We start from the raw sequence: 25,656 nt of genomic DNA on the forward strand, positions 1-25,656 counted from the left end.
GGCTATTTGCTTCAAAAGTCATGAACCAACGAAGGCAATACAGTTAATTGCATCACCGACAAGTTAAAGACAACTAAACCTTTAGCTCCGTAATGATCGACTGATTCCACCAAATATACCCAAAAGTCATTATATCATTTATTTATGTATACTTCACTAATTTTACCTGTAACTTGGCTTTAATGCTTATAAATACGCATTAAAGCACGCAACACGAAGTCCAATTAAATTACCAAGAAAAGGAGAGCCAACAAGATGCGAGAGATCAAGAACAGCAATGGCAAACTGGTCTGCCGTATAGATGAAATGGCCAGCATCTTCGAGATCGTGCATAAGGGCTACAAGACGCTGATCCGCTTCAAACCTGATGGTACGGCAGAGGTTATCAACTCGGAGGCCGCTTAACAGTGAACATAAGTTAATAACGAAATCCCGCAGAACCGCAGGACGGGTAGGATTACACCAAAAACTGGTATTCCCGCCCGTCTCTTTTCGTTTCTACGGATTTTTCAAAGCCAAATTTTTCAAAACCAAATGATTCAAATTATGACAAGACAATTCAAAACCAGCCATAAAAAGCTCACCACTTACATCTACTACGATGCTGATGGCAGAAAACTAATCGAACTGAAGCTTGCTCGAAAACGGCGCAATAGAGGCAGATATTGAGCTACTTCATTACTGGGATGACGCGGAAGTGGATGAGCAGCACTACATTGATTACTGTATCTCACACCTTAACGCCTACTATCGTGAACGGATGATAAAAAGAATTCGGTTCAGATCCATGCATATGTCCACGGTGTGGTAGTGAGATGGAGTTGGTAAAAATATGGCACCCGAAATATGGGGATTCTATGACATTTTTTCGGAGGGGACGGAGGTGTTTGATTGTGGCAAAAAACAAGAAAGAAAAAGAAAAGGCCATCTGTAAAACAGGAGGCAATGGTAATCTATCGTTGTTTGCAGTGTAATATGGAAGAGGAAATCTTTACAGCCCTAGCTTAACCAAGGGGTGGCTTTCCTCCGGTATGTTTTCCCTGAAGCGCTGCCGGTTAAGTTGTTTTTTTATCCCCAGCAGAGTTGGAAGGATTTTCACTGTGAATTCAGAATATTTCCAGGGAGTGGCATAATTCTACAGAAGAGGATATTCTCAAAATAAGCTTTTTTCAATTGTAGTGCTACCTCTGGGGAATAAATTATGCAAACAGCCTTATTAGAGGGACAAAAAATTTTGGCCACTGACCCCCTATGGGATCAACGAAAGGAAGAGATTCGGGTTCTTTGTAATGGTAAAGCTGTTTGCCCCGTTTGTAGGTAACCAATAATATGTAGGTGGCTCTTTAGCTTGATGCGGAAATATGGACTAAATGAAGACATTTGATAATTTTGATCGTAGGAATTGCGATTTGAGTTTATATAAAGGGATGATTATCCTTTGACTAAAGAAGAACTCCGGGAGCTCATTTACGAAGTGCAGTCCTTCCTCAGTGAGCAGGATAACCTTGAGGTTAAAGCTGCCGCCAAAGGAGCGCCAAAAATTTATGACAGCCTGTCTTCCCTGAGTAACCGGTCAGGCGGTGGCATTATTATCTTTGGTTTGGATGAAGAGAGTGATTTTAAGCCTGTAGGAGTTTATAACCTGGAAGACCTTATGAAAAAAGTGGGGGAAGTTGCTGCACAAATGGAACCACCTGTGCGTACCATCTTCACCTCCTTAAAGCTCGAGGGTGTAAAAGTATTAGCAGCAGAAATCCCTGAATGTCCCACTGAACTGAAACCTTGTTACTATAAGCCGGCGGGTCTGCATGGAGGTTCCTATATAAGAGTGGCAGATGGCGACCGCAAGATGACTGATTATGAAATATACATGTTTGTAAGCAGCAGGGGCCAGGTCACGGAAGACCTGCAGCCGGTGATTAGAGCCAAACCGGAAGATTTGGATGAGCAAGCGATTGAAAATTATCTTCCCAGAATAAAAGAAAAAAAGCCGGTATCCCGATTGTTATCGATCCCTCGTGAGCAATTGCTTAAAGCTTTAAACATCCTTACTGAACATGAAGGACAATTGGTGCCGACTCTAGCTGGCATGTTGATGTTTGGTATATTTCCACAGCAATTCTTTCCATCCTTGTTTGTGGCCTTTTTGATGTATGCTGGTACCAATGAAAATGTGAAAGGTCCTCGTGGGGAGAGATTTTTGGACAACCGGAGAATTGAAGGAACCATCCCAGAAATTGTGGTTGAGGCGGAAAAAGACTAACTATTGACTTCGATGAGGGCAAGAAGCTAAGAAGGTATGGCAGCAATGATTATCCACCACACTGGAAAAAGTTGCTGGCCGTTTTCAAGAAATATGGATTTGGAACAAGAGAATAAAATGTTTGGAGGGGCATATGTGATTATTCGATTTATTTTAGAAAAAAGTATAATCCAAACTTAAGGGGACAGCCTCGCTGCTTCGATCAGCTGTCCCCAAAACAAAAATAAACGCCTTATTTTACATCAATTTGGACTTTACAAAAAGTTCGGACACACTCACAATTGAGGATAAATATACCATCTGGTAGCCGGCATTAAACCGGCCATTCAGAGAATGTGTATTTATATTCTTTGACGTCATCCGGTATCTTTTCAATAGGCATATTTTTCGGCACCGTTTCCGTACCGGCTTCCAAAGCAGTATCGTAATACCAGCATTTAAATTTGATCATGTTCAGAGTCCTCTCTATCTCTGCCAACTGCTTTTCAGCAGCAGCTTTGCGTTCGTAAAACATATCTCTGCGCTGCTGCAAGGTGGTATCACCCTCTTTGCACCAATCCATAAACTGTTTGATATCCTTAATCTGCATCCCGGTGGATTTCAGACATTCAATGATTTTCAGCGTTTCGATTTCTGAATCAGTGAACACGCGAATGCCTCCGCTGCTGCGTCCAACATCGGGAAAAGTCCTTCACGGTCATAGTAGCGCAGTGTCGATGCTGCTATTCCCATTTTATTGGCAATTTCACCAATAGAGTAGTACATCTATATTGTCCTCCACATTTTTTGAAAACTTTCATAAAACCTCTTGACTTAAACCTAACTTTAAGTTGTATAACTACTATACAACCGCAAAGGGGGGATGTCAAAACAAAGTTTTCTGTACGTCGAGGTGAGATTATGAAAAATACAGCCGCTTTGGCTTGTCTTTTTTACCCGGTCAGGAATTCCTGTCACTGGATTCTGCCAATGAGCAAGTTAGATCCTGGGTCAGGGATGTAGCCGATCAGCGGATTCATGGAACTGTTCATGAAAAGCCGGCAGAGCGTTTCAAACGGGAAAACCTTCGGCCACTTGGCAACAAGCCGCCATATCTCATGCAAACATGCCAACTTCGGAAGGTTGCTATTGATTGTCTGGTATCATATAAAGCCAACTGTTACTCTGTACCCTGGCAATATGTAAATCAAACCGTAGAAATTCAGGAAGGTTCTAATGGCTGGCTTTGCATTTACCACAAGGGAACTCTTATCGCCAAACATCTTATAGCAGAACAAAAACACCAGGTTATCATGGATAAAGAGCATTACCGGGGTCTCTCACCCAAATGGGAGAACATTGCTAAGGTGAAACTTTTACCCGAGGTGCAAGTAAGAAGCCTTGAGGTTTATGAGTCACTGGTCTCCGGAGGTGCTCTCATTGGATAACCCTCAACTGCTAAGGCTTCAGGAAAACTTGAAAAAGTTGAAAATGAACAGGACAGGTCAACGCCTCGAGACTCTACTTCAGGAAGCGAGCAAGAATGAAATTAGTTACACGGATTTTCTGGACAGGCTGTTGGAAGAAGAAATTGCCCTAAAGTTTGAAAAACAGATAGCTTTGAATACCACCATGGCCAAGTTGCCTTTTGTTAAAACCCTTGAGGCCTTTGATTTTACATCCATAGAACCAAGGATAATCCGGGAACTGGCGACCTGTACTTTTATTGAAAGAGCCGAGAATGTAGTATTCTTAGGGCCCCCTGGGACTGGGAAGACGCATTTATCAGTGGCCCTGGGGCTTAAATCCATCCAGAAGCGTTACCGGACTTTGTTTACCCCTGCTGCAGCTCTGATTGCTGCCTTGAATAGGGCTTACACAGAAAACCGTTTAGAGGATAAGCTTAAATTCTATTGTACGCCCAGGCTGTTGATCATTGATGAAATCGGCTATGTGCCAGTTGATGTCCACGGAGCACACCTACTGTTCCAGCTTATCTCCAGGAGATATGAAAAAGGGTCAATAATCATGACCAGTCTACTCCATCACAGCACTGTCATAAATGTCAAAGGCGAGTCTTACCGGTTAAAAGAGAAGCAACGTGCCGGGATAATCAAAAAGCCGCTGGATATTACACCTCCAGAAGGGGGTGGCCTATCGGATACCCTCACCTAATTTATTCTGTCTGAACTAAGTAGGGGTCAAAATTCAAATGCCAAAAAGGGTCAATTTTCAAGTGCCATTGACACAGGGGACAGATCAGGGGGCTGTCGGTAGCATTTAGCACAGTCAAAAAGTGAGAACCCTGGGTCATCCGGGCACACGTGTAAGCCCATGGTTACACTGGAGGAGATATCGTCATCCAGCAGCCCCGCCTCCCGGCATAGAGCTCTCTTACCTTCGGCAGTGTAATCGGTTTCGGGGGATAAGTATTGAAAAAAACAAGTCTTACACTGTTGAAGTCTCGTTGTAGCATGGAGATTATCATGATGTTATAATGGGTTATACGAGGTGGATAATGATGATTTACCTTGATGTATGTTGTCTGAACCGTCCGTTTGATGACCAGACCCAAGAGAGGATCCGGCTTGAATCTGAAGCTGTTTTGTCAATTCTTTCTGCTTGTGAAACAGGTAAATGGTACTTGGTAGGTAGTGAAGCCATTGATTATGAAATCTCAGTTTTCTAAAATAACCCCAAATTTAATTCGTACGACATTAGCTGTGGTGCTGGCTAATCGAAACGTGAGTTATTCTTTCCCGGGCTTTATTTCGACTGCAAGAGTTTTTGTTAAGAGGACAGAATTTTCCTGGGTTGGAGCCTTATCGTATTTTTTTTGTTCAAAATAAATTAGTGTTATTTCAGAATCCAGCCAAAGTCATTATGATAGATCATTTGCCTAGTCATACCACCATCAATACAGATGTTCTCGCCTGTAATGAACTCTGCTTTGTCGCTGCAGAGGTAAAGCACCATATTGGCAATGTCCAATGGGTTACCTACTCTTCCTGCCGGATGCTGATAAGCATCCGGGCCTTTGTAGATTGTAAACGCTGTATCTATCCAGCCCGGCGATATGGAATTCACCCTAACCTTTCCGGCAAGGCTTATCGCCATTGCATGCGTCAGTGCCGCGAGACCGCCCTTGGCCGCAGTATAGCTTTCTTCGCGTTCGATACATCCCGGCCCGTTTTGCTGGGCAATGGCCAACCATGTTTCTGCCTTTTCTTTGCGTATGTTGCGTTTAATGATGAAGTCAGCTTTTGTTTCAAGCCGTTAGACTAAGTGTTGGGGGATTCACAGGAATATTTCCTTAACTGTCGAAATTAAAGTGGCTGGCAGCTCTTTTTTCTGACAGCCCGCTGCTGACCGGCGACTTGCCGGGGCAGGGCAAATTACTGGCCGGACAAGCCGAAGCCTGGGTTAAATCATTGTCCGGGCAAACAGGGGGTTTAGGTTTCCGTACTTGTTTCAGGCTGGAGCCGCCGCCAGATCCGGTAGATGAAGGGCAAAAGCCGCAAAAAAAAGGAATCCACAGAGGACAACGTAAAGATGAAAATCGTGACTGGTTCCTTTCTTTTCATTTGCAGGCGAGTGACGATCCCAGCCTATTAATCCCGGCTGAAGTGGTGTGGAAAGAATCGAAAACTTCGCTGAGGCTCCTGGGCCGCAAATTTGAAAACCCGCAGGAGCGTCTGCTGGCCGACCTGGGCAGGGCAGCACGGTTTGGTTAAAGATAAAAAGACGTTTAACCTATTAATAGAAAAAAGTTACAGTGAAGTGAGCAAAAAGGCTCTGGATGTCGCTTATGGGCTGGAAGACGAGGAGGAAAAATAAGATTGAAAGCTAATAAGCATTCGCAATTTGTATCGATCTCGCTCGAAGAGTTTACAAAACTTCACGCCAGAAATAATCCGTTAGATAAACCGGAGCAGGTCAGAAGGTTAATTATACAAGCTGTTAAAAGGAAAGCGGCTGGAGCAAAATGTATTCACTGTGGACAACCCATCTGGGCCATAGGGTCAGCTTTTGTCGGTTGGAACGGGTGTTTTACTTGTATTACCGGGGAAGCTTCATGCCATGATGACTATGAAATTGATGAGGTTTGTTTTATCTAATGAAGATTAAATGGAATTAGACCACTTGGGGGTAAAGGAATTGCAGAATGAAGTAACCACAGATTTAGCGTCTCAGCTTGCCAAGGACTTTACAGAAGACTGTTATATTGATGTTATTTTATCTGAGCATCCGGAATTAAAAGTCTTATGGGAGCACAGGATTAGTTTAAGCTCTCCAATAGATATTAACGGTACAAATCCGGTACTGCATGTTTTATTGGAAGCTGTCGTGGAAAAACAAGTGCAGGATAAGAATCCACCGGAAACAAAGGTAACGGTGGAGAGGTTAGTAAAGGAAGGATTCTCCGGTCATGCGGCCAGGGCAGCCGTAGCTTCTCTGCTGATACCCTATATATTTAAAGCGTTGAAAGAAAAGGAACCCTTTAATGAAGAGAGTTTTGTAAACCGGATGGGGATTCTGGGGCGTACGCTCGGAAAGGTGGGGCGTAATGACCGTTGCCCTTGCGGAAGCGGCAAAAAATATAAAAAATGTTGTGAAGAAATCAGGGAGTATCTGGAGGTAAACCACAGTGCCGGTTTGCTCATACTGGGACAGGGAGCTTATGCCGCGAGAGATTACCTGTTAAGTCAAACACCGGATAGTCCGGAGGTGCAAATGGAAAACAGGCACCATATCGCCTGGTACCTGGCTGAAAACGGTGATCTTGAAGGAGCAGTGGCGGTATTCAAGGAAAACATTGCCTGTGCGGAACAGGTTAATGACGAAGGTTTGCTAAATAATGCTCTTCATGACCTGGAGGAATTGTGCTTGGATTATGATGAGTTGTCTAATGAAGGTGAATGGGTAACGACAAAGCTGCTGGCCCTGGCGAAAACGGATGAAGAAAGTGGTTTTTGCCGGTGCAACCGTGCAGACATGCTGGCAGTCGCTGGTAAAGAGGATGAAGCTGAAAAGGAATACCAGCGGATGTTTTCTGAATTACCCGACTGGCATTTTGGACGCTATAGATATGCCATGTTTCTAGATGAATTAGATAGAACTGAAGAGGCCATAGAAGTATTACAGGCCTTAATTGTAAAAGGGGACCTGATAGACCGGGAGACCTTTGATGCTGCCCGGAGTTTATTGGAAGATCTTACAGAGTTAGAATAATATGCAGAATTTAAATCCAGAAGTAAACAAAGCAAAAGAAAGGTTGCTATTTTTTCGTGGCCATTTTAAAGGGACAAAATACACCCTTTGATAACGATGGCAGCAGTTTAAAATTTTATTCGGAATTTATTCGGATTCTGGATTAACCGGAAGTTGGCAGAGCAGTAGTTTGAAAAATCTGTTTCAAATGCCCTTACTCATAGATTAGGGAGAATTGTAATGTGTAGAAAATAGTTGCCTTGTAGATATAGAACCAATAGTATCTCGACGCCAGCGTGGCCGTCGCCTCAGCGAAGGTATGGTGGTGGCAACAGTCTTAAAGACGGTCCGTCCTAGCTGTCATTTGCAGCTTGCAAACGTCAGCTAGGACGGGCTTTCAGGGTTTCTTTAAGGTTATGTTTGTCCGCTGTTGATTTGAAACGGTACGGTCCGCCTCCACCAAATATACCAGTAAAATCAAGGTTTTTAAATGTGACTGGGAAGCATAACTCTGCCATTTGGCAGAGTTATGCTTCCTTTTTAATAAGAAAAGAGCCCGTAGCAAAGCATTTAGACTTATAGCCCAGACGTTTATATTATAACAGTATTAATGTATATGTTCGGCACGCCCTCTTCCTGATTACTCTTAATGTAATAAATTCTACTGGTATATGAAGAAATGTGTCCGGAGGTAAAAAACTATAGCTGGCAGCATATGAGTTATTTGCAATACATTCCAATCAATGCAATCTATATACAGGTTAAGATTTTTGATATAATTGTTTAGTAACTGACAACCTTAATGTGCTTGGACAGTTATGCCTGGGATTATTCATTAACATAAATATATACTGTATTTAATTGATTGATGTGAAAAAATTTCATATGGAAGGGTGATAACTATGCTGTCAAATGAAATGGAGGCGCTGATACAGGAACGCCGGAGGACAGAAAAAATTAAGAAAAAGAACCAGATTCCATATGTTGTTATAATATTGATAATTGTATCAATTCTGTCAATGTTCCTTTGGAGAAATAATCATAGCGATATTGTCTTTTGGATTGTAGGTATAGCAATTGGAATTGTTTTAAGGTACTCTAGATTTTGTTTTGCAGGAGCCTTTAGAGATCCTTTTCTTATAAAAAATACAAAGCTGATGAGGGCATTACTCCTTTCCTTGATGATAAGTACTATAGGGTTTGCCATAATTCAATATGGATACCTAAAGAATAATACCGGTTTAAATCCCTAATTTTAGAGTCTACTCCCCTTATTCTCTTGTTTACATAGAATTAATAAATATTGCTCACGGAACAGGAAAACCAATAAGCCTCAATTCATTTATTGTGAACAGCTAAGGCGACATGACTGGCAAGCCTTGACTCGCCGTGAGGTTGTCGAATCAGGGGCGGGCGAGGGTACGGTAGACGGTATCATTGATTATCTCGCCCGCCCCCGGTCTAGTATTCTGCCACGGCGGTCAAGGCCAAGCCGCTACGCGGTTGCCAGCCATGTCTGGGCCAAATGGTCAAGGCGAAACCTCTTAATTAAAGGGGAACAAGCTCTGGTCCCGGCATCCGGTATCTTAAGAGGCAATTAGCTAAACTCTAATGATAAAGGGTTTGAGTTCACCTGCACGCAGTCTCTGCCGGAATTCGTAAGGCGAAAAGTCATACAAGCTACCATGTATACGCCGTTCATTATAAAACTGAATGTATTCACTAACTATCTGATAGGCTTCTTGATATGATGAAAATTCGTACCGACTCAAACATTCTAACTCAAGTAAGGCGTGAAAAGACTCTATATGGGCATTTTTATTCGGTGTTTTAGGTGGAATCCGCTCATGTTCGACAGTAAATTTCACACAGGCCTCTTCGAACACATGGCTTATAAATTGGGGACCGTTATCGCTTCGGATGACTGGTCGGATATCAGTTTCAAAGAGCTGCCGTTTCCACAAAGCCCGTTGCAGGATCTGGGCGGCATGTTTCCCTTCACAAGATAGTCCCAGGTGGTAATCTACAATCATTCGGTCATAAACATCAATGAAGCTCATCAGGTAGAAAAAACGGTCTTCTTTAGCAACGTAGCAATACTTTAAGTCTACTTCCCATAGTTGATCAGAGACTGTAATCTGGCGATTGGCTGCCAAGCGTCTGGGGTGATTAACCTTAATCCGCCGCTGTGGCGCCAGTATATCTAGCTCTTTGCAAAGCCTGTAAACTTTTTTATGGTTAATTATCAGGTTGTGCTGCCGGCGCAGGCAAATAGCTAATTTCCGGTATCCGTAAGTACTTTCTTCCCCGGCAACCAGTTCCATCAACCATTCCTTGATTTGTTCATCACTTACCAGCTGCCGGTCCTTTGTCCAAGAATATATGGTGTTGGGCCTTCCGCTTCTTGGGCTATGTTTTTTGGAAGTCTGACTCTCTGATTTTTTTCGATGGTAGTAAGTTGCTTCAAGAACACCAACAATTTTCAATACCATTTTGCATGCATGTCCCCGAGCAATCCACTTGTTGGCTATTTCTATTCTGTCGGATAGCCCGGGCGAGTCTTTTTTACCAGGTCCCTAAGTATGGAAATCTCTAAATCTTTTTCACCAAGCAACTTCTTAAGAGTGTTATTTTCCTTTTCTATTTGCTTGAATTCCTGGGGTGATGGAATGTATGCCGCTACCTTTTTAGCATTTCCATCCGTTTCCTTCCAAGCTTTGTATTTAGATTCTTGAATCCAGCGGTATAATGATTTTTCACTAATTCCGTGCCGCTTGGCAACTGAAAGAGCATTACCGACTTCCTGGGCTTCTTTAACAAGCTGCTCTTTGAAATCCTGAGGATATCTTTTACGTTTCATCCATACCCCTCCGTTAATATTAGTTTATATTAATAAGGGGGTATGGCTCAAACTCAATTAAGGGGCTTAATAGATACCATGGATTATACTCTTATTCCGGGAGCTATAAATCCTGTAGGCCTTCATACAATGATTGGAGCCTTTATCTTTGGTATTGGGATGACTATTGCAGGAGGATGCGCATCAGGTGTGCTCATGAGAATAGGGGAAGGACATGTTTTGCCGTGGGTTGCCCTGTTGGGATTTTTTATTGGAACTACACTTGGAGCTAAAAATTATTCTTTTTGGTATGACAACATTATTAGTAAAGCAAGGGTAGTTTATTTTCCGGAGCATATAAGTTTAGAAGTTGTTGTTATAGTGCAGATAATTGTTTTGGTAGGATTGTACAAGCTTGCAGCCTGGTATGAAAAAAAGAGTGTTCAAGGATAAATTATGGGAGGGCATTTCATGGCGGTAAGGGATCTTGATTGTTTGTATGAGGCGTGTCCTATTCCTTTGATTAAGACCATGAAGGAATTAAGAACAATGAATTCCGGGGACATTTTGGTGGTACATTCGGATCAAAGTTGTGTTGGAGTTATTATGGTGGAGTGGGCAGAGCAGAACAACTATCAAGTAAAACTAGTTGAAACAGAGAATGGAGAATGGGAAGTATATATTCAAAAACCATAACACTCACAGAAAGGATTGGGTAAAGTCTATGATGGAATGCCTAAAAAAACCCTGGACCTATTGGGTGGGTGGAGTCTTGCTTGGAGTGCTTAATGTAGTTTTACTGGCTCTTAGCGGCACTGTGTGGCAAGTTACTGGTGGTTTTTTGCTCTGGGGCGCCGGAGCTTTAGAATTGGCCGGATTTGAACCATTCAAATGGGAATTTTTTAAACTTCATCATGCTAAATATGGAGAAATAATTTTAAACCATAATATATTTATTAACAAATACACTATCTTAAATGTCGGTGTCATTGTAGGTTCCTTGCTTGCAACCTTGTTAGCTTCCCAATTTAAAATAGGAAAAGCAAAGAATATAAAACAGGTTGTGTTTGCTCTTATAGGGGGAATTATGATGGGTTATGGTGCAAGACTAGCTGCCGGCTGTAATATTGGAAGTTTTTTTAGCGGGATTCCGTCATTTTCCCTGCATGCGTGGGTCTTTTGGATTTTTGTTGTTTTAGGTGCATGGTTAGGAACTAAGATTTTAATAAAATATTTATTATAAGTAGAATGGGACATGCTCTTTTAGCAAAACCCCCTTTTATTTGAAACAATGAAATCCACAAACAATTGCTCATACTGAGTAAAAACATAGTCTTTTCTAAAGGCTATATAATAATCAAAAGTAATCTTAAGGTCATTTACCTGTATTTGTCCAAGGGAACCTTCTTTTTGTTCTTTTTTAATAATCAGTTTGGGTAAAAATGAAAAGCCTTTTCCTGCAGAAATAGAAGATTTAATTGCTTCAGGTGAATTTAAATCATATATAACATTTAATTGTTCTGTATTGACCCCTTCTTCTTGTAACGCTTTTTCCGCCAGGTATCTTGTGCTGGAGTTTTTTTCTCTCAAAATTAATGGCATTTCTTTTAGTTCTTCTATGGTAATCACTCTATTGGTGTTGGAAGCACTGCCTACTAATACAAGTTCATCCGAAGCCAAATATTTGGTGACTATATTACCTTTTTGGGGATTACCCTGAATGATTCCAATATTAATAGTATGGTTAAGCAGCTTTTCTATAACTTCAGTAGAGTTCATTAATTCAATACTTATATCCACTTCATTATGAAGTTTTTTAAAGATATATATACTACAGGGGAGTGCATACTCCCCTACACTTTTACAAGATCCGATAATTAGCTTTGGATTATTCTCTTGCAAGTTCTTCAGGTCTCTTTCTATGTTTCCTTTAATGGATAAAATAGTACTTGCATAATTATATACTACTTTCCCCTCTTCTGTAAGCTCAACACCTTTATTGCTTCGTATTAAAAGCTTTGCTCCGATTTCCCCTTCTAAATGCTTAATTTGCATGCTAAGCCCAGGTTGTGTAAGATGAAGGTCAGCTGCTGCCTTTGAGATACTATTGTGTATGACAGTTGAGTAAAACGACTTAAGATATTCAAAGTTCATGTAGTTTCACATCCCCAGAGTGGAATACCCCGCATATATGCATATTCCGTTGCGTGAGTGGGGCTTGAGTATTTGATGTTGTGCATGCGTTCCCAAGGATTGTGCATATCTTCACTTGCCGTTAAACATCTTCTCCCCATAATAAATGAGAACCTTGACCATACGATTGAACAGGCATGCCCGGGCGTAGAAATTGGGCTGGCCGCCATTCCCAGAGAACAGGAGATGAAGGTTTTGCCACTGCCTGTGGCTGCGGGAATGATGATGTTGTGGTATCCCTGGATATAGTTGCAGGCAGCAAGCCTTGTAATCTGGGCCTTGTCTAACTTTCGGTCGGGGTGGTATTTGATGTCTTTGATGCAGGCTGTGCTGATAGCAAAGCCTGCATTTTTGATGAGACGGATCGTGTCCGTTACTTTTGGGAGAAGTACAATCCGTACGTCGGCCATGCACAATTTCAGCGGTAGCTTGCTCAATCTCGGCAATTAACATGCACACGACGGCATATTACATTCATTATCTACTCTCTATTTTACTATCAGGTCCAATAAAAATAAACACAACTTATTTTACCATTAATAACATGAAGATTGAGATAGAATTCACAAAAAAGTTTAATCGGTTGCTATTAGGCTTGCTCCGTTAAAATTGACACAGAAAACGTCGTGTTTTCTCTTATTTTCAGATAGTTTCACAGGTAACACCTTGCTTTTTTAAAGTTTGGGTTATTCTTGGGATATCATAAATTTAACAAGACTGTGGCCTTTCTAATATCGCGTTTCCTCCATTTACCGTGTCCATTAACTGGGGTAAAGCTATATAAGTAGTTTTAATGAATGGATAGGGGTGTTTGAGGATTATCGCAAATAAGCAAAATACTTCTGAAAAAATACTAACCATTGGGACAGTAGTTGTTATTTTAGTTATATGGTTTGTAGCAACAACATTTATATGGGTTGATCCCAAATTAGTGCCATCACCACAATCGGTATGGACTGCTTTAGTTGATATTATACAAAACGGGTATAAGAATTATACATTACTGCAGCATATAGGAGCAAGTATACAAAGGCTTGTTATTGCTTTCCTTGTGGCTACTGTCATTGCAGCACCTTTAGGACTTACAAGTGGTTATAATGCAAAAGTACGAGCTATATTTGAACTGGTAATAGAATTTTATAGGCCACTTCCGCCACTAGCCTACTACACAATTTTGGTTTTATGGTTGGGAATTGAAAATAAATCTAAGATTGCGCTTTTATTTTTAGCTTGTTTTGCACCCATATACATTTCCTGCGTGTCCGCAGTGATAAAAATAAAAGAAGATTACATCAATAGCGCATATACAGTAGGCGCCAACAAGTGGCAAGTATTTATTCACGTAATATTCCCCGCATGTTTACCGGATATGTTTACAGGATTAAGAACGGCTTTAGGCGTTGGTTATACCACTCTGGTATCGGCTGAAATGGTTGCAGCAAGGTCCGGTATGGGTTGGATGGTATTAGATGCAAGCCGTTTTTTAAGAAGTGACATTATCTTTTTAGGAATTATCATAATGGGTATTACTGGTATTTTATTGGATAAAAGTATACAAGTTATTGAACACAAGGTTGTTCCCTGGAAAGGGAAAGAATAACCGTAAACACTAGGGCAGAATTGGGAGCATTTATTATGAAATTAAAAAGGACATTGGCAAGTGTTATCATGCTTACAGTAATAGTGATGTTAGCAGGATGTGGAGCTTCAAAAAAGACTACGGAGAATCCAGATCAAAATAATGCTTCATCAGATAAACCGAAAGTCGTAAATATAGGGACCCAACAGATGCCTAATGATGAGAAAATCGCAATTGCAAAGGGTTTTTTCGAAGAAGAGCTTGGAGTTAAGGTGAACATTATTGAATTTCAAGCAGGTGAAATAAGAAATGCGATGGTTGCAAAGAGTATTGATTTTGCCTTGCTTGGCTCATCTTCTGCAACGCTTGGGATTGCAAACGGTATGGATGCCGAGTTGATTTGGATACATGAGGTTTTAGGTAATGCAGAAAGATTGGTAGCTAAAAACAATTCAGATATTAATTCAATAAAGGATCTCGCAGGTAAAAAAGTAGCAACACCATTTGCTTCAACAGCACATTATAGCCTGTTAAAGGCTTTAGAGTTAAACGGCATTTCTGAAAAAGATGTAACACTGCTTGATATGCAAATGCCTGATATTTATGCAGCATGGCAAAGAGGAGACATTGACGCAGCATATGCATGGGAGCCTACACTTTCTAACCTTTTAAAGGATGGTAAAACGGTAATTTCGAGTAAGGATCTGGCTGCAAATGGTGTGGTTACATCTAACCTAGAAATTGTTAGAAAGGATTTCGCTAAGAAATACCCCGATATTGTAGCAAAGTATATTAAAGCTCTAAACAAAGCTGTTAATCTTTATAATCAAAACCAGGCTGAGGCTGTTAAAACCATTGCAAAGGCTTTAAACATTACGGAGGAAGAGGCGCTAAAACAGACTAAAGGCTCCATCTGGCTTACTGCTGAACAACAGTTAGACCCTGCTTATTTTGGAACAAGCTCTAAAAAGGGGAATTTAGTAGGCTCATTAAAAGATACAGCTGATTTCCTGTATAAACAAAAGAGCCTTGTATCTGAACCAAAACTATCTACTTTTGAGCAGGCTGTAAATCCATCCTATATAGAAAACGCTTTAAAATAGAACGCGAATGGAGAATTCTGTATGGATGAAAGAAAGTATAAAGCAAATTATGTTGTGACATTAAAGAATATAAATTTTAGGTATTCCGGTGAAAAAGGGGGAGTTACCGCCCTTCAAGACATAAACTTAGGCATTAAAGAAGGGGAGTTTTTATGCGTACTTGGCCCATCAGGCTGTGGCAAAAGTACCTTATTAAAGATTATTGCAGGATTTCTTCAATCATCTGCTGGTGAAGCAAGGATGGACAATGAACCTATCCATGGGCCTGACTGGCATCGAGGGGTTATTTTTCAAAGTCCTACCTTATATCCTTGGTTGAATGTTCAAGACAATATTGGTTTTGGCCTTAAAATGAGAAAGTTCCCCCAAAATGAGATTGAAGAATTGACAAACAGGTATTTTGAACTTGTCGGCTTGAAGGGTTTTGAAAGGCATAAACCCTATGAACTATCCGGAGGTATGAAGCAAAGAGCTTCTCTTGCCAGGATTTTAGTGAATAAGCCGAGGATGCTTTTAATGGACGAGCCCTTTGGATCGTTAGATTCTTTAACAAGGCAAAATATGCAGACGTTGATAAGAGAAATCTGGACCAAAACAGAAAATACAGTTTTCCTTATCACCCATGATGTTGATGAAGCTTTAGCTCTTGCCACAAGGATTATAGTAATGTCAAGCAGGCCGGGCAGGATTCTTAAGGAATTTCAAACAAGCTTCACTTATCAAATTTCCGGTGTGGGGCATGAAAAGGCAAGATATAAACCGGAATATATGGAGATCAGGGAAGAAATTTTAAATATTATTAACAGCCAAAGTGAAGCGCTGAAGTTTTCATCACCTGAACGTTAATTTTGTGTCCAGGTTTGTCTAACTGTCATAGTGGTAGTCAATTAGCTAGCTATTATGACAGTGATAGGTTTGGACATTTTGAAATGATATGAATATCCTTTGAGAGGAAGTGATCCTAATTTTAAATGTTGTTCAGTGATTGTGGATAACCCAGATAACAGATCACAATTAAGGTATTAGGAGGGAAAGTCTGAAATCCTTAGCAAACGCATGTAACCAGGGAAAAGAGCATGCCAAATAAGCCGTTCACAAGACGACTAAATGGCAATTTATGTATTTTTTGTGAGTGAAAAAGATCAGGTTGCGACAGTCATTATTCGGTACCCCTGAGCTTGAGCCAATAAGATTGCTTGTTCTACCGTGATTTCACGGTTTACTGGACGAACATCAGAGGTTTTATACAAAACAGGGTCATAGGGTTCTTGGTTCTTCAAAATGTGATAGATGGCCGTTAACAGCATTCTTGCTATCGCAATAATGGCGCGTTTGTGGCCTCTGCGCCTCTTTAGTTGTAAGTAGCGGTTTCGGATTTCGGGATGTTTTTCGCTTTTGACTACAGCGGTGGCGCACTGTACCAAAAGAGGCTTGATGTAGCAGCCGGCTCTCGAAATCCTAACTGACTTTTTCTTGCCGGCACTCTCATTGTTCGTGGGTGTAAGTCCTGCCCAAGAGCACAGATGCTTGGCTGTCGGGAACACATCCATATTCACACCGATTTCCGAAACCACGGCAATGGCGGAAAACAGGTTTTTGAAGGACGGAACAGTCAAGATCAAGTTGATCTCTTTGGAGTAGGACTCGGCAAGAGAAAGGATAATGGTTTCCAGATCTGCTTTGCGGGATTCGAGGTCTTCGTAGTGTTGTTTAATGACTTTGATTTTACCGGCCTGTTCGGACGTAATAAGCCCGTCAATCGCGAGTTCCAATTCTGGGATCTTCCCTTTTAAGGAGCCGTGAATGAGCGCTTCGATGTCAAAAGACGTATCGGTCGGATTGTCCAGCAACTTGTCGATAATATTCATGGAGCTTTTGCCGAACGTATCGGAAACGACATTTCCAAGCTGAATGTTAGAGACCGTCAAGCTGTTCTGGAACCGGTTTTTCTCACTTGACGAAAAGTTTGTTAGTTTAAAGCGGTAGCGCATCAGGTCGCGCAGTTGCCGGATGGGCAAGGGAGGCATAAAGCTTGCCGCAACAAGGTCATGCTTGAACAAATCGGCAATCCACCTAGCATCTTTCTTGTCTGTCTTTTTGCCACGAATGGCCTTGACGTACTTCGGGTGAGCCAGCGTGATGTTGCAGGAAGGCTCCAGAATATTGAACACGGGGATCCAGTATTTCCCGGTGGATTCCATACACACATCCCTGCAGTCATGCTCACAAAGCCACTGTGACAGCTCATTCAATCCTTTGGTAAAGGTTGAAAAGCGATGGCGTTTGTAGGTCGTGACGCCTTGGCTGTTGGTGGAAGCGATACAGGCCACAACGAAGGTTTTATGAACGTCGATGCCACAACAGATCGGGTAGACAATTTTTAAAGCCATAGGGAAACTCCTTTCAAGATATACAGGGATAGTCAGCAGGGACTGATGGCCCAGCAATAAACGAGTTGTTTATACAAAGATAAGTCTGCGTGCTCGAAGTCACACTTATTTGTGCTTGGAAAGGCCATCTACACATATAAACATGCGGTCACCTCATAATTGGGGCGGCCCACTCACCTCCGCGTGATTTGTAGTGTGCTTGTATCCCTGTAACTTAAGAATACAAAAAAATCGCTCAAGGCTAACGGATTTCATTCCGTTTTGTGCCTTGAGCGAAGCGAAAGGAATGGGTATAAACATGAAAAAGGCTGAACAGATTTTAGGATTTATAGTGATCATTTTAGCATTATTAATAGGCACGACATTCTTAAAACCGGACATGCTATTTAGGCTTGTAATAGGTATAGGGCTTGGTTACTCATTGATGAGGGCTTACACAGGATTTGCAGGCAGTGTCAACCGTGCCTTCAACACCGGATCAACAAAATTAATGAGAACAATGATGTTTATGTTTTTTATCTCGTGCATATTAACAACTGCTTTTTTGTTTAAGGCAGACCCAACTACCTATAGCCTCTGGATAAATCCAATTAATTTTGGTTTGCTTCTTGGTGGACTGCTGTTTGGATTTGGTATGGCACTTTCATCCTGCTGCGCCTCCGGAGTGCTTACCGACCTTGTAACCGGCCTGCCCAGAGCTTTTGTTACATTGGTGTTCTTCGGTTTAGGAGTCTATTTAGGATTTCCTGTACAGAACACTGCATCCTGGGTCAAGCAATCCTGGTTTACATCACCGGTAGGCCAAAAATTAGCAAAAGGTGTATTCCTTCCGGACCTGTTCAAATGGGATGGTCTTAACGGTTATCTTGGCGCATTAGTATTAACAGCAATATTTTGTGGAATTGCTGTCTATATATCATATTGTTATGAAAGAAGACGTAAGGAGAATAACACATACACTGGCCACAACACGGAAATAGCTCAGGATTTGGATGAAAAGTTCGATAGCAAACAATTTAAGTTATTTAGTGAAGCAACCTATAATCGTTATTTTGTGAAACCCTGGACTTTGAAGCAGGGGGCTATAGCACTCAGTATATTATTCGCCATATTAATGGGTGTTACTAAAGCAGGATGGGGAGCATCCACACCTTATGGAATTTGGTTTGGTAAAGTCCTAATGGTTTTTGGAGTTTCTGCAGATTCAGTTGCTGCCTTTGCCAAAATGAAACCGGATGCCTTTATTCAGCCGTTCTTTCAAAATGCCGTTTCAGTACAGAACTTTGGAATAATACTCGGAACAGCCATATATTTGTTAACTGCCGGTGTATTCAAAAAGATATTCATGTCAGAGATGCATATTACACTAAGAGAAGTATTGCTGTTCGCGTTAGGCGGCCTCTCTATGGGGTTTGGTACAAGGCTATCAAACGGATGCAATGTGGGTGCATTGTATACACCCATTGCAAACTTTTCACTTTCAGGTTGGATTTTTTTAATATTCCTGGTCTTAGGTGCAATCACAGGAAATATACTTGCCAAGAAGGCATTTGCACGATAGTAGAATAATTAACGGGATTATAAACTATTCGCGGTTGCATGGCTGTAAATTTCTGTTGCATGTCCAAGCTTTGATTTTTGAGATAGATAAAAATAATAGTTCTAATAAAAGAGAGGTCATTATTATGAGCAAGAGAATACTCGTTGTCGGGGGAGTAGCCGGAGGAGCTTCAGTTGCAGCAAGGGCACGCAGAATCGATGAGGCGGCTGAGGTAATCATGTTTGATAGGGGCCCTCATGTATCTTTTTCTAACTGCTCGTTACCGTTTCATTTAAGTGGTATTGTACAAAACAGTGATGATTTAGTTATGATGAGTCCGGAGAAGTTTAAAAAACAATACAACATTGAAGCAAGAGTTAACAGTGAAGTTACGAAGATAAAGAGAGAAGAAAAGAAGATAGTAGTAAAAAATCTGATTACTGGAGAAGAATATGAAGAGCCCTATGATAAACTGGTTTTATCTCCAGGTGCTAGCGCAATTCTCCCAAAAAGCATTGAAGAGATAACCAGACCCAATGTATTCACAGTAAGGAATGTAGTAGATATAAAGAAACTCCATGACTATATTGTTGTGTACAATATTGAGGATGTGGCAGTTGTTGGTGGTGGATTCATAGGTGTGGAAGCAGCAGAGAACTTGCGTTTGGCCGGTAAGAATGTCAGCCTCATAGAAGCATTTGACCAGATAATGGCGCCTTTTGATTATGACATGGCTCAGATACTTCAAAAGGAAATGATAGATAAGGGAGTAAACCTAATAATAGGTGATGGATTGAAGAAAATAAATGAAGACTCCCTAGAATTACAGTCAGGTAAGAAGGTAGCTGCAAAAGTAGTTGTGATGGCAATTGGTGTTAGTCCTGAAACCCGTCTTGCCAGGGAAGCAGGACTTGAAATCGGGGTAACAGGCGGCATCAAGGTTGACCATAACTATTTGACTAATGATAAAGATATTTATGCTGTAGGCGATGCTATAGAGGTTTATAATCGATTGACCCATAAACCTTCAAGGTTAGCCCTTGCAGGCCCGGCACAAAGACAAGCCAGAGCAGCAGCTGACAATATGTATAACATTCCCCACAATAACAAGGGTGTAATAGGTTCATCTGTAGTTCATGTATTTGATTTAGGAGCCGCATCCACAGGGTTGAATGAAAAAACTGCAAAAGCAGCAGGAATTTCCTATGATTTCGTATATATAATCCCGGGAGACAAAGTGGGATTAATGCCGGATAGCTGTCCGATGCATTTCAAACTTATATATGAATATCCAACAGGTAGAATACTTGGAGCTCAAGCAATAGGAAAAGGGAACGTAGATAAGAGGATAGATGTAATTGCCACAATGATTACAATGGGTGGAACGTTGGAAGACTTAAAGGAATTGGAGTTATGTTATGCACCTTTATTCAGTACCGCCAAGGATGTAGTGAATCATGCAGCTTTAGTAGGACTCAACCTCCTGTACGGAAGGTTTAAACAAGTTCCAGTGACCAAGGTTAGAGAATTGGTGGAAAATGATGAATTTATCGTAGATGTAAGAGAGAAAGATGAATATGCAGAAGGACACCTTAAGAATGCTATCAACATTCCATTAAGTGAAATAAGGCAGAGACTGGATGAAATTCCAAAAGATGAGCCGGTATATCTACATTGTCGTTCCAGCCAGAGAAGCTACAATGCAGTTATGGCACTCCAAAATCTTGGGTATAACAATATAATCAACATATCCGGTTCATATCTTGGAATATGCTGCTACGAATATTATCAAGACCAGGTAAGCGGAAGGGAAAAGATCGTTACGGAATATAACTTCAAATAAAGATTGATTTGATGAGAAAAATTAGAACAGGATAGATGTATTTGCCTTAGCGGTATTAATGTTGAATTAAAGGTTTAAAATAAACCATTCTTCTCAGCAGATATATGGAAGCAATAAGCGAGTAGTTTTCTACTCGCTTTTTTATGTCTATTTGGTTATGATGTAGGTACTAAAAAGTCGCGAATCCGTGCTGCGTAAGGGAATTTATTATTACCGGCTATCAGACCGAAAAGTTGGGTATATCTTAGTCGATGAGCTACAGGAGGTACCATGCTCTGGGTTTAATTGGGGAAGATAACTCTTTAGCTTATGTTTTTCTACTGTTGATTTGAAACGGTACGGACCGCCTCCACCATCAATTTAGGTGATTATAGATGCCATGCGGTCAAAGCCGCATGGCATCCGCCTTTTCGGGGTTTTTTACCCTCGTTTTTTGTGCCTTTGTTTTATAGATGACATAGGCTTGTCCGATAGCGATTTGAAAAGGGTGAAAACAGCTTTGAAAGAAAAACTGGGGAGATAATAAATAAAGAAGGGGAATGTAAAATGTGGAAATGCCCGAAATGCGGACGCAGCTTCAAAAACACGAATCAAGACCATTATTGCGGTTCGGTAGCAACAATTGATGACTACATCGCCGCGCAAGCCGAGGACGTTCAGCCACTCCTGCGACAAATCCGCGAAACGATACGCGCCGCCGCGCCGAACGCCAAAGAGAAAGTCTCGTGGCAGATGCCTACGTTCTGGCAGGGCGAGAACCTTATCCACTTCGCGGCGGCGAGGAAACATATCGGCATTTATCCAGGGGGCCAGGCGGTCGGCGTGTTCTCCGAGCGGTTGAAGGATTACAAGACCTCCAAAGGCGCGATACAACTGCCGCTCGGCAAGCCGATTGACTATGAGTTAATCGCCGACATCACACGCTGGCGGGTACAACAGTTGGAGGAGGATCAGAAATGAAAAACGACCTCCTTGGACTACCGTAAGTCCCTCGGGAAACCTTGTATACCTTAAGAATTTGTTTGAGCAATTTTTGATTCTGGGTTTTATTACATAAGCATATATATTTATTTTGACAACATATCAATATTTTGATAAAATATGAGTACAAAGCGGATAGGAGGTGTTGTTATGGCCACTATCAGGCCAAGTTCAGACTTACGCAATAAATACAATGAAATCTCAGAGTTTTGTAACAAATATAACGAGCCGGTGTTTATCACCAAGAATGGTACAGGCGATTTGGTTATCTTGTCAAATGCCGAGTATGAGCGTTTGAGCGGAAAATACGAACTGTCCCGCCTGCTTGACGAAGCTCTGGCATCCATGAAAAAAGGAACAGGCCGTCCGGCAGAGGAAGTATTTGCTGAGATTGAGAGGGAATTCGGCTTTGACAGAATATAAGGTTGTCATCGAATTCCCCGCTCAGAGGGATTTGCAAGGTATTCTCCGTTATATAACTGCCACGCTAAAAGAACCTGTGATTGCCAGGCGAATTTACATATCAATCAAGGAGCAGATTCTGACACTGAGTCAAATGCCGTTGCGGCACAGCGTTGTTCAGGATCAACAGTATGCCGCAATTGGAGTCCGCAAGCTGTTGGTTGAAAACTATATCGCATTCTATATTGTTAACGAAGCAAAGTGCGAAGTCCATGTACTGCGTATCCTCTATAACCGCAGAGAGTGGCAAAATATTTTATAGAACTATTGGTTATATACATATTGATGAAGAGGCATCTTTTGTTACCTAACTTTCCATGTTAAAAGCTACATTTTCTTGTTAAAATGCACAAGAAAATGTAGTTTATTTATATATTATGATGGCGGAACTGGACAGTATCGACGCGATCGTGATTGGATCGCCAGTATATTATGCAGGACCGACCGGCCAACTTACCGCGTTTTTGGACCGGTTGTTCTTTAGTGTTGCTTTATGGCGCGGCCGTGTCTGGCCGTGCTCGGTCATCCTTGTGGGTCTGGTAAAGCGGGGCCTTGCAGTACATTCAGGAGCGGCTGCTCCTGTTCCCAGTAGGGTTATTGCTGCTGTACCTACTACCATATTCCCGGTGCGGTTGCCCCATTTCCAATGCCGGGCCGCTGTCCGGCATTGAAAGTTGTTAGAGAATATAGATCACAGTAAAACTGGATTTACCAGTAGTGAGCTTATAAGGGTAATTTCCTCTTTAAAAGGCTTATATGAAACAAAAAAGCCGGAGCTTAAACCGGCTTTCTTTAATAAGGATGTCCTGTTTTTGGAAAGTTGTAAACAGGAATTTGAATTAATTTTTTATTGGCAGGTGGAGTCTTGCGTAAACGATCCAGTTCTTCACACACTTCGGGCTCAAAATACTGCTCACCACAATTATCGCAAACCCAAGAGGGAACGTTCTCTATCAATGTCAAATCATTACCCCACCAGTTTTCAGCTGTAATCAATTTTTTGGTCGTTTTACCGCCGCACAAGAAACACTTTTTAATCATTTTGTCAATTCACCCCACGTGTTTTAGGATCCTTCCACTTGGGAGGCTCGGGAAAATATGCGGTTATTATAACAAAGGTGCCTGAAGGGTCAAAAGCACAAACGGAGTGTACCGGCTGACCATCTTTAGTATGACCCAGCACAAGACAACTGTGGCCACGCTGGTCTTCAGGGTAATCTTCAATAATCTCTCCATTCGCTATGGCGATGACTAGGTCAAAATCTCTTATGCATCGCTGTCCTGCCCTTATTCTGGCGTGACGGCTTAAAACCCATTCACCTTTAAGTATTTTATCACGGATTTTCAAGATATCCAATGTATCGTCCCACATATAAAGCAAAGGGATTTGAACACTCACGGTTTAAGTCCCTTTGCTTTATGATTATGCCGATATTTTGGAGTAGCCGATGGTTTATTGTGTTCAAGCTGTTCCTGCCGGAAGCGCACCCGCCGCCTGCAACGCTGTCCGCCTCGCCAGAGGAAGATGGTTGCAAGCTTTATCGAGATTGCGCATCACCTTGGTCATTTGTTTCATGTGTTATGTGTGCGAAATAAATTGGACGCTGGATGAGTAGATTAAGGATACATTAGCTTGTCATTGATAAAAATTTAGAAAAAATAGTATAATATCTCTAAAATATCAAGGAAGGAAGTTTATCGATGATAGGTGTAGAAATCGATATGATCGTATCCGACAGCCTAAAAGCGTTAAGTTTATATGAAAAAATTTTTAATGTGGAGCGCATTGAGGTCACAGCTTACAGCAAAGGGAAAAATGAGGCTGTTTTTAATATGTATGGCACGCGGTTTCACATGCTTGATGAAAACCCTGACTTTATGCTTGTAGCGCCGAAACTCAGTGATCCCAAGCCTATGTGGTGCAACATCATCGTATCCGATATAAGAGAAACTTTCTCAAAGGCGCTTAATGCAGGATGCATTGAAGTACAGCCAATCACCGAGCTTGACGATTTCGGTGTGATAAACGCGATATTTACTGACCCGTTCGGCTATATGTGGATGCTCCATCAAATCGTGCGCGAGGTTAGCTTTGAGGAGCGCTGCGGCATCATGGAGGAGAAATTAGGGAAATAGTGGGTGCTTTCATGAAATAACTTATGGAGAAAATACATCTATTGACAACTTGATTTTTTAGGCTATAGTTAAATCATAAGTAGTAAGTGATAAGTAATAACTAATCTATAAGGAGATAATACCATGAAAGATCTGTCAATTTCTCAGGAATATGTATTATGTTCTTTAAACAAAAAAGGGAAATTCCCTGCACTTAGTACAGAAATTCCCGTTTGTGTTTTGGCAGGCGGGTTAACCGAACTGCTAGCAAGCAATTGTATTCAAATAGACGAAAAGAATAAGGTTTGCGTGATAGGCAATTTAAGCGAGAAACAATTCCATTTGAAATCTCTTTTTGACTGGCTCAATACATCCAAACCAATGAAAATCGAAAAAATTACTCAGGAATATAGCCTGACCTTTACCGATAAGAGACTGAATGCATTGGTAACGGATATTGGAAATTCTTTGGCTGACAGAGGTTGTGTGACCTCTCGAAAAGGCGGCATCTTCGGCAATAAATTTTATTTTATCCCCAATCCGGACGAAGTTGATAAAGTGATACAAAAGATAAGAGCGGAGTTGCTTGAAAACGGAACCATATCCGATGAAACAGTGGCACTGGTTAGTCTGCTGGAAAAAAGCCATCAGATAAAAAAATATTTTTCTAAATATGAGTCTGAACAATTAAAGGCCCGTTTAAAAGAAATCAAAGAAGCTCCTTCCAATCAGTTGGTAAAGCAAATGGTGGATTATGTTGATATGATTATCGCTGTTACTGCCGTTGCCGCGATATCGACAGCGCATTAAGGGAGTTTTGTATCGTGTCAAGGCAGAGAAGCATAGAAGTGATAGAGAGCTCTCCATACGTTACGATTGGAGAACTGGTAAGATTAACAGGCGTGAGATACAGCACACTCAAATTTTATACCGAAGAAGGCATGTTAGTTTTTGAACAAGCGGAAGAAAATTTAACGAGAAGATATAAACGTGTCGATACGATCCAGCGTATTTCCTACATTAAAAGTTTGAGAGCGGAAGGCAAAACCATTCCGCAAATTAAAGATATTCTCAACCAAACAAAATAAAGTATAATACGTCAAAACAGGTCTACGGGCTTTTTGAAAGCAATTTCAGAAAGCCCGTTTTCCATAGATG

At 41.3% G+C, this 25,656-nt stretch carries 34 protein-coding genes and 1 pseudogene; 25 read left to right on the top strand and 10 right to left on the bottom strand.

Going from position 1 to position 25,656, the window contains the following annotated elements:
* Positions 1 to 255 precede the first annotated feature (255 nt).
* Together Psch_RS20160 and Psch_RS20165 are read left to right on the top strand one after the other, a co-directional pair.
* Positions 256 to 405 carry a hypothetical protein gene (locus tag Psch_RS20160; RefSeq protein ID WP_190259496.1) on the top strand — a complete coding sequence of 50 codons (150 nt, stop codon included), beginning with the start codon at positions 256 to 258 and terminating at the stop codon, positions 403 to 405.
* Between the two features lie 1,033 nt (positions 406 to 1,438).
* The gene (locus Psch_RS20165) at positions 1,439 to 2,263 is read left to right on the top strand and encodes an AlbA family DNA-binding domain-containing protein (RefSeq protein ID WP_190259497.1); all 825 of its coding nucleotides are present in this window, start codon (positions 1,439 to 1,441) and stop codon (positions 2,261 to 2,263) included.
* Positions 2,264 to 2,576: 313 nt separating this feature from the next.
* Here the strand turns inward: Psch_RS20165 and Psch_RS20170 are convergent, their stop codons facing one another.
* On the bottom strand, positions 2,577 to 2,912 hold the full coding sequence (locus Psch_RS20170) for a MerR family DNA-binding protein (RefSeq protein ID WP_345789107.1): 336 nt from the start codon (positions 2,910 to 2,912) through the stop codon (positions 2,577 to 2,579).
* Positions 2,882 to 3,028, bottom strand: coding sequence for a MerR family DNA-binding transcriptional regulator (locus Psch_RS21550; protein ID WP_345789108.1), 147 nt, complete (start codon positions 3,026 to 3,028; stop codon positions 2,882 to 2,884). The genes Psch_RS20170 and Psch_RS21550 overlap by 31 nt, the downstream gene beginning before the upstream one ends.
* A 158-nt stretch (positions 3,029 to 3,186) precedes the next feature.
* Between Psch_RS21550 and Psch_RS20175 the strand changes: the two genes are divergently transcribed.
* The 3 genes from Psch_RS20175 to Psch_RS20185 all read left to right on the top strand — a co-directional run bounded on the left by Psch_RS20175 (position 3,187) and on the right by Psch_RS20185 (position 4,931).
* Positions 3,187 to 3,690, top strand: coding sequence for a Mu transposase domain-containing protein (locus tag Psch_RS20175; RefSeq protein WP_190259498.1), 504 nt, complete (start codon positions 3,187 to 3,189; stop codon positions 3,688 to 3,690).
* A gap of 7 nt (positions 3,691 to 3,697) precedes the next feature.
* On the top strand, positions 3,698 to 4,417 hold the full coding sequence (locus Psch_RS20180; protein WP_282432498.1) for an ATP-binding protein: 720 nt from the start codon (positions 3,698 to 3,700) through the stop codon (positions 4,415 to 4,417).
* 343 nt (positions 4,418 to 4,760) lie between these two features.
* Complete coding sequence (locus tag Psch_RS20185; RefSeq protein WP_206663803.1) at positions 4,761 to 4,931, top strand: hypothetical protein; 171 nt, start codon at positions 4,761 to 4,763, stop codon at positions 4,929 to 4,931.
* A 167-nt stretch (positions 4,932 to 5,098) separates the two neighbouring features.
* On the opposite strand, the pseudogene Psch_RS20190 reads toward Psch_RS20185, so the two are convergent.
* Positions 5,099 to 5,512, bottom strand: a pseudogene (locus Psch_RS20190) (SDR family oxidoreductase); the annotation flags it as partial.
* A gap of 107 nt (positions 5,513 to 5,619) precedes the next feature.
* Here Psch_RS20190 and Psch_RS20195 point away from each other — a divergent pair.
* The 5 genes from Psch_RS20195 (at position 5,620) to Psch_RS20215 (ending at position 9,054) form a co-directional block, all read left to right on the top strand.
* Positions 5,620 to 5,976: a hypothetical protein gene (locus Psch_RS20195; RefSeq protein WP_190259499.1), complete on the top strand. Its 357-nt coding sequence runs from the start codon at positions 5,620 to 5,622 to the stop codon at positions 5,974 to 5,976.
* Positions 5,977 to 6,081: 105 nt separating this feature from the next.
* On the top strand, positions 6,082 to 6,360 hold the full coding sequence (locus Psch_RS20200) for a hypothetical protein (protein ID WP_190259500.1): 279 nt from the start codon (positions 6,082 to 6,084) through the stop codon (positions 6,358 to 6,360).
* 40 nt (positions 6,361 to 6,400) lie between these two features.
* Positions 6,401 to 7,474 (top strand): DUF1841 family protein, encoded by a 1,074-nt coding sequence (locus Psch_RS20205; protein WP_206663804.1) that lies wholly within the window; start codon positions 6,401 to 6,403, stop codon positions 7,472 to 7,474.
* Positions 7,475 to 8,355: 881 nt separating this feature from the next.
* Entirely contained in the window at positions 8,356 to 8,706 is a 351-nt protein-coding gene (locus Psch_RS20210; protein WP_190259502.1) for a YeeE/YedE thiosulfate transporter family protein, read from the top strand.
* A gap of 126 nt (positions 8,707 to 8,832) precedes the next feature.
* Positions 8,833 to 9,054, top strand: a complete 222-nt coding sequence (locus Psch_RS20215) for a hypothetical protein (protein WP_134220457.1) — start codon at positions 8,833 to 8,835, stop codon at positions 9,052 to 9,054.
* Here the strand turns inward: Psch_RS20215 and Psch_RS20220 are convergent, their stop codons facing one another.
* Both Psch_RS20220 and Psch_RS20225 read right to left on the bottom strand, forming a co-directional pair.
* Positions 9,055 to 9,945: an IS3 family transposase gene (locus tag Psch_RS20220; RefSeq protein WP_134220456.1), complete on the bottom strand. Its 891-nt coding sequence runs from the start codon at positions 9,943 to 9,945 to the stop codon at positions 9,055 to 9,057.
* 41 nt (positions 9,946 to 9,986) lie between these two features.
* Positions 9,987 to 10,313 carry a transposase gene (locus tag Psch_RS20225; protein ID WP_134220455.1) on the bottom strand — a complete coding sequence of 109 codons (327 nt, stop codon included), beginning with the start codon at positions 10,311 to 10,313 and terminating at the stop codon, positions 9,987 to 9,989.
* Positions 10,314 to 10,355: 42 nt separating this feature from the next.
* Between Psch_RS20225 and Psch_RS20230 the strand changes: the two genes are divergently transcribed.
* From Psch_RS20230 to Psch_RS20240, 3 genes are read left to right on the top strand one after another with little or no spacing between them, the layout of a single operon-like run.
* The gene (locus Psch_RS20230; protein WP_190259503.1) at positions 10,356 to 10,745 is read left to right on the top strand and encodes a YeeE/YedE thiosulfate transporter family protein; all 390 of its coding nucleotides are present in this window, start codon (positions 10,356 to 10,358) and stop codon (positions 10,743 to 10,745) included.
* Between the two features lie 18 nt (positions 10,746 to 10,763).
* Entirely contained in the window at positions 10,764 to 10,988 is a 225-nt protein-coding gene (locus tag Psch_RS20235) for a sulfurtransferase TusA family protein (RefSeq protein ID WP_190259504.1), read from the top strand.
* Positions 10,989 to 11,016: 28 nt separating this feature from the next.
* Positions 11,017 to 11,535 carry a YeeE/YedE thiosulfate transporter family protein gene (locus Psch_RS20240; RefSeq protein ID WP_427910128.1) on the top strand — a complete coding sequence of 173 codons (519 nt, stop codon included), beginning with the start codon at positions 11,017 to 11,019 and terminating at the stop codon, positions 11,533 to 11,535.
* 20 nt (positions 11,536 to 11,555) lie between these two features.
* Here Psch_RS20240 and Psch_RS20245 read toward each other — a convergent pair whose 3' ends face one another.
* Together Psch_RS20245 and Psch_RS20250 are read right to left on the bottom strand one after the other, a co-directional pair.
* The gene (locus tag Psch_RS20245; RefSeq protein WP_190259506.1) at positions 11,556 to 12,446 is read right to left on the bottom strand and encodes a LysR family transcriptional regulator; all 891 of its coding nucleotides are present in this window, start codon (positions 12,444 to 12,446) and stop codon (positions 11,556 to 11,558) included.
* A complete protein-coding gene (locus tag Psch_RS20250; RefSeq protein ID WP_243124265.1) occupies positions 12,443 to 12,931 on the bottom strand; it encodes an ATP-binding protein in 489 nt (162 codons plus the stop codon). Before Psch_RS20250 ends, Psch_RS20245 begins: the two co-directional genes overlap by 4 nt.
* A gap of 371 nt (positions 12,932 to 13,302) precedes the next feature.
* On the opposite strand from Psch_RS20250, the gene Psch_RS20255 reads away from it, so the two are divergent.
* From Psch_RS20255 to Psch_RS20265, 3 genes are read left to right on the top strand one after another with little or no spacing between them, the layout of a single operon-like run.
* A complete protein-coding gene (locus Psch_RS20255; protein ID WP_206663809.1) occupies positions 13,303 to 14,085 on the top strand; it encodes an ABC transporter permease in 783 nt (260 codons plus the stop codon).
* Positions 14,086 to 14,120: 35 nt separating this feature from the next.
* Positions 14,121 to 15,167 (top strand): taurine ABC transporter substrate-binding protein, encoded by a 1,047-nt coding sequence (locus tag Psch_RS20260; RefSeq protein ID WP_190259507.1) that lies wholly within the window; start codon positions 14,121 to 14,123, stop codon positions 15,165 to 15,167.
* A 21-nt stretch (positions 15,168 to 15,188) separates the two neighbouring features.
* The gene (locus tag Psch_RS20265) at positions 15,189 to 16,013 is read left to right on the top strand and encodes an ABC transporter ATP-binding protein (RefSeq protein ID WP_190259508.1); all 825 of its coding nucleotides are present in this window, start codon (positions 15,189 to 15,191) and stop codon (positions 16,011 to 16,013) included.
* 296 nt (positions 16,014 to 16,309) lie between these two features.
* Here the strand turns inward: Psch_RS20265 and Psch_RS20270 are convergent, their stop codons facing one another.
* Positions 16,310 to 17,557, bottom strand: coding sequence for an IS110 family RNA-guided transposase (locus tag Psch_RS20270; protein WP_190259509.1), 1,248 nt, complete (start codon positions 17,555 to 17,557; stop codon positions 16,310 to 16,312).
* A gap of 298 nt (positions 17,558 to 17,855) precedes the next feature.
* Here Psch_RS20270 and Psch_RS20275 point away from each other — a divergent pair, with 298 nt between their 5' ends.
* From Psch_RS20275 to Psch_RS21310, 6 genes are all read left to right on the top strand, one after another.
* Complete coding sequence (locus tag Psch_RS20275; RefSeq protein WP_190259510.1) at positions 17,856 to 19,118, top strand: YeeE/YedE family protein; 1,263 nt, start codon at positions 17,856 to 17,858, stop codon at positions 19,116 to 19,118.
* A gap of 124 nt (positions 19,119 to 19,242) precedes the next feature.
* Positions 19,243 to 20,940 (top strand): FAD-dependent oxidoreductase, encoded by a 1,698-nt coding sequence (locus Psch_RS20280; RefSeq protein ID WP_190259511.1) that lies wholly within the window; start codon positions 19,243 to 19,245, stop codon positions 20,938 to 20,940.
* A gap of 546 nt (positions 20,941 to 21,486) precedes the next feature.
* Positions 21,487 to 21,900, top strand: a complete 414-nt coding sequence (locus Psch_RS20285) for an iron chaperone (protein ID WP_190259512.1) — start codon at positions 21,487 to 21,489, stop codon at positions 21,898 to 21,900.
* A gap of 171 nt (positions 21,901 to 22,071) precedes the next feature.
* Positions 22,072 to 22,344: a type II toxin-antitoxin system prevent-host-death family antitoxin gene (locus tag Psch_RS20290; RefSeq protein WP_190259513.1), complete on the top strand. Its 273-nt coding sequence runs from the start codon at positions 22,072 to 22,074 to the stop codon at positions 22,342 to 22,344.
* The gene (locus Psch_RS20295) at positions 22,331 to 22,645 is read left to right on the top strand and encodes a type II toxin-antitoxin system RelE/ParE family toxin (protein ID WP_190259514.1); all 315 of its coding nucleotides are present in this window, start codon (positions 22,331 to 22,333) and stop codon (positions 22,643 to 22,645) included. The genes Psch_RS20290 and Psch_RS20295 overlap by 14 nt, the downstream gene beginning before the upstream one ends.
* A 118-nt stretch (positions 22,646 to 22,763) precedes the next feature.
* Complete coding sequence (locus Psch_RS21310) at positions 22,764 to 23,054, top strand: NAD(P)H-dependent oxidoreductase (RefSeq protein ID WP_243124276.1); 291 nt, start codon at positions 22,764 to 22,766, stop codon at positions 23,052 to 23,054.
* A gap of 121 nt (positions 23,055 to 23,175) precedes the next feature.
* Here the strand turns inward: Psch_RS21310 and Psch_RS20305 are convergent, their stop codons facing one another.
* Both Psch_RS20305 and Psch_RS20310 read right to left on the bottom strand, forming a co-directional pair.
* Complete coding sequence (locus tag Psch_RS20305) at positions 23,176 to 23,424, bottom strand: type II toxin-antitoxin system MqsA family antitoxin (RefSeq protein ID WP_190259515.1); 249 nt, start codon at positions 23,422 to 23,424, stop codon at positions 23,176 to 23,178.
* A gap of 4 nt (positions 23,425 to 23,428) precedes the next feature.
* The gene (locus tag Psch_RS20310; RefSeq protein WP_243124267.1) at positions 23,429 to 23,782 is read right to left on the bottom strand and encodes a DUF4258 domain-containing protein; all 354 of its coding nucleotides are present in this window, start codon (positions 23,780 to 23,782) and stop codon (positions 23,429 to 23,431) included.
* Positions 23,783 to 24,084: 302 nt separating this feature from the next.
* Here Psch_RS20310 and Psch_RS20315 point away from each other — a divergent pair, with 302 nt between their 5' ends.
* The 3 genes from Psch_RS20315 (at position 24,085) to Psch_RS20325 (ending at position 25,586) form a co-directional block, all read left to right on the top strand.
* Positions 24,085 to 24,519: a VOC family protein gene (locus tag Psch_RS20315; protein WP_190259516.1), complete on the top strand. Its 435-nt coding sequence runs from the start codon at positions 24,085 to 24,087 to the stop codon at positions 24,517 to 24,519.
* A 123-nt stretch (positions 24,520 to 24,642) separates the two neighbouring features.
* The gene (locus Psch_RS20320; RefSeq protein WP_190259517.1) at positions 24,643 to 25,308 is read left to right on the top strand and encodes a GOLPH3/VPS74 family protein; all 666 of its coding nucleotides are present in this window, start codon (positions 24,643 to 24,645) and stop codon (positions 25,306 to 25,308) included.
* 14 nt (positions 25,309 to 25,322) lie between these two features.
* Positions 25,323 to 25,586, top strand: a complete 264-nt coding sequence (locus Psch_RS20325; RefSeq protein ID WP_190259518.1) for a helix-turn-helix domain-containing protein — start codon at positions 25,323 to 25,325, stop codon at positions 25,584 to 25,586.
* The last annotated feature ends 70 nt before the right edge of the window (positions 25,587 to 25,656 follow it).

The sequence above is a fragment of the Pelotomaculum schinkii genome, from assembly GCF_004369205.1.
Classification (GTDB): Bacteria; Bacillota; Desulfotomaculia; order Desulfotomaculales; family Pelotomaculaceae; genus Pelotomaculum_C; species Pelotomaculum_C schinkii.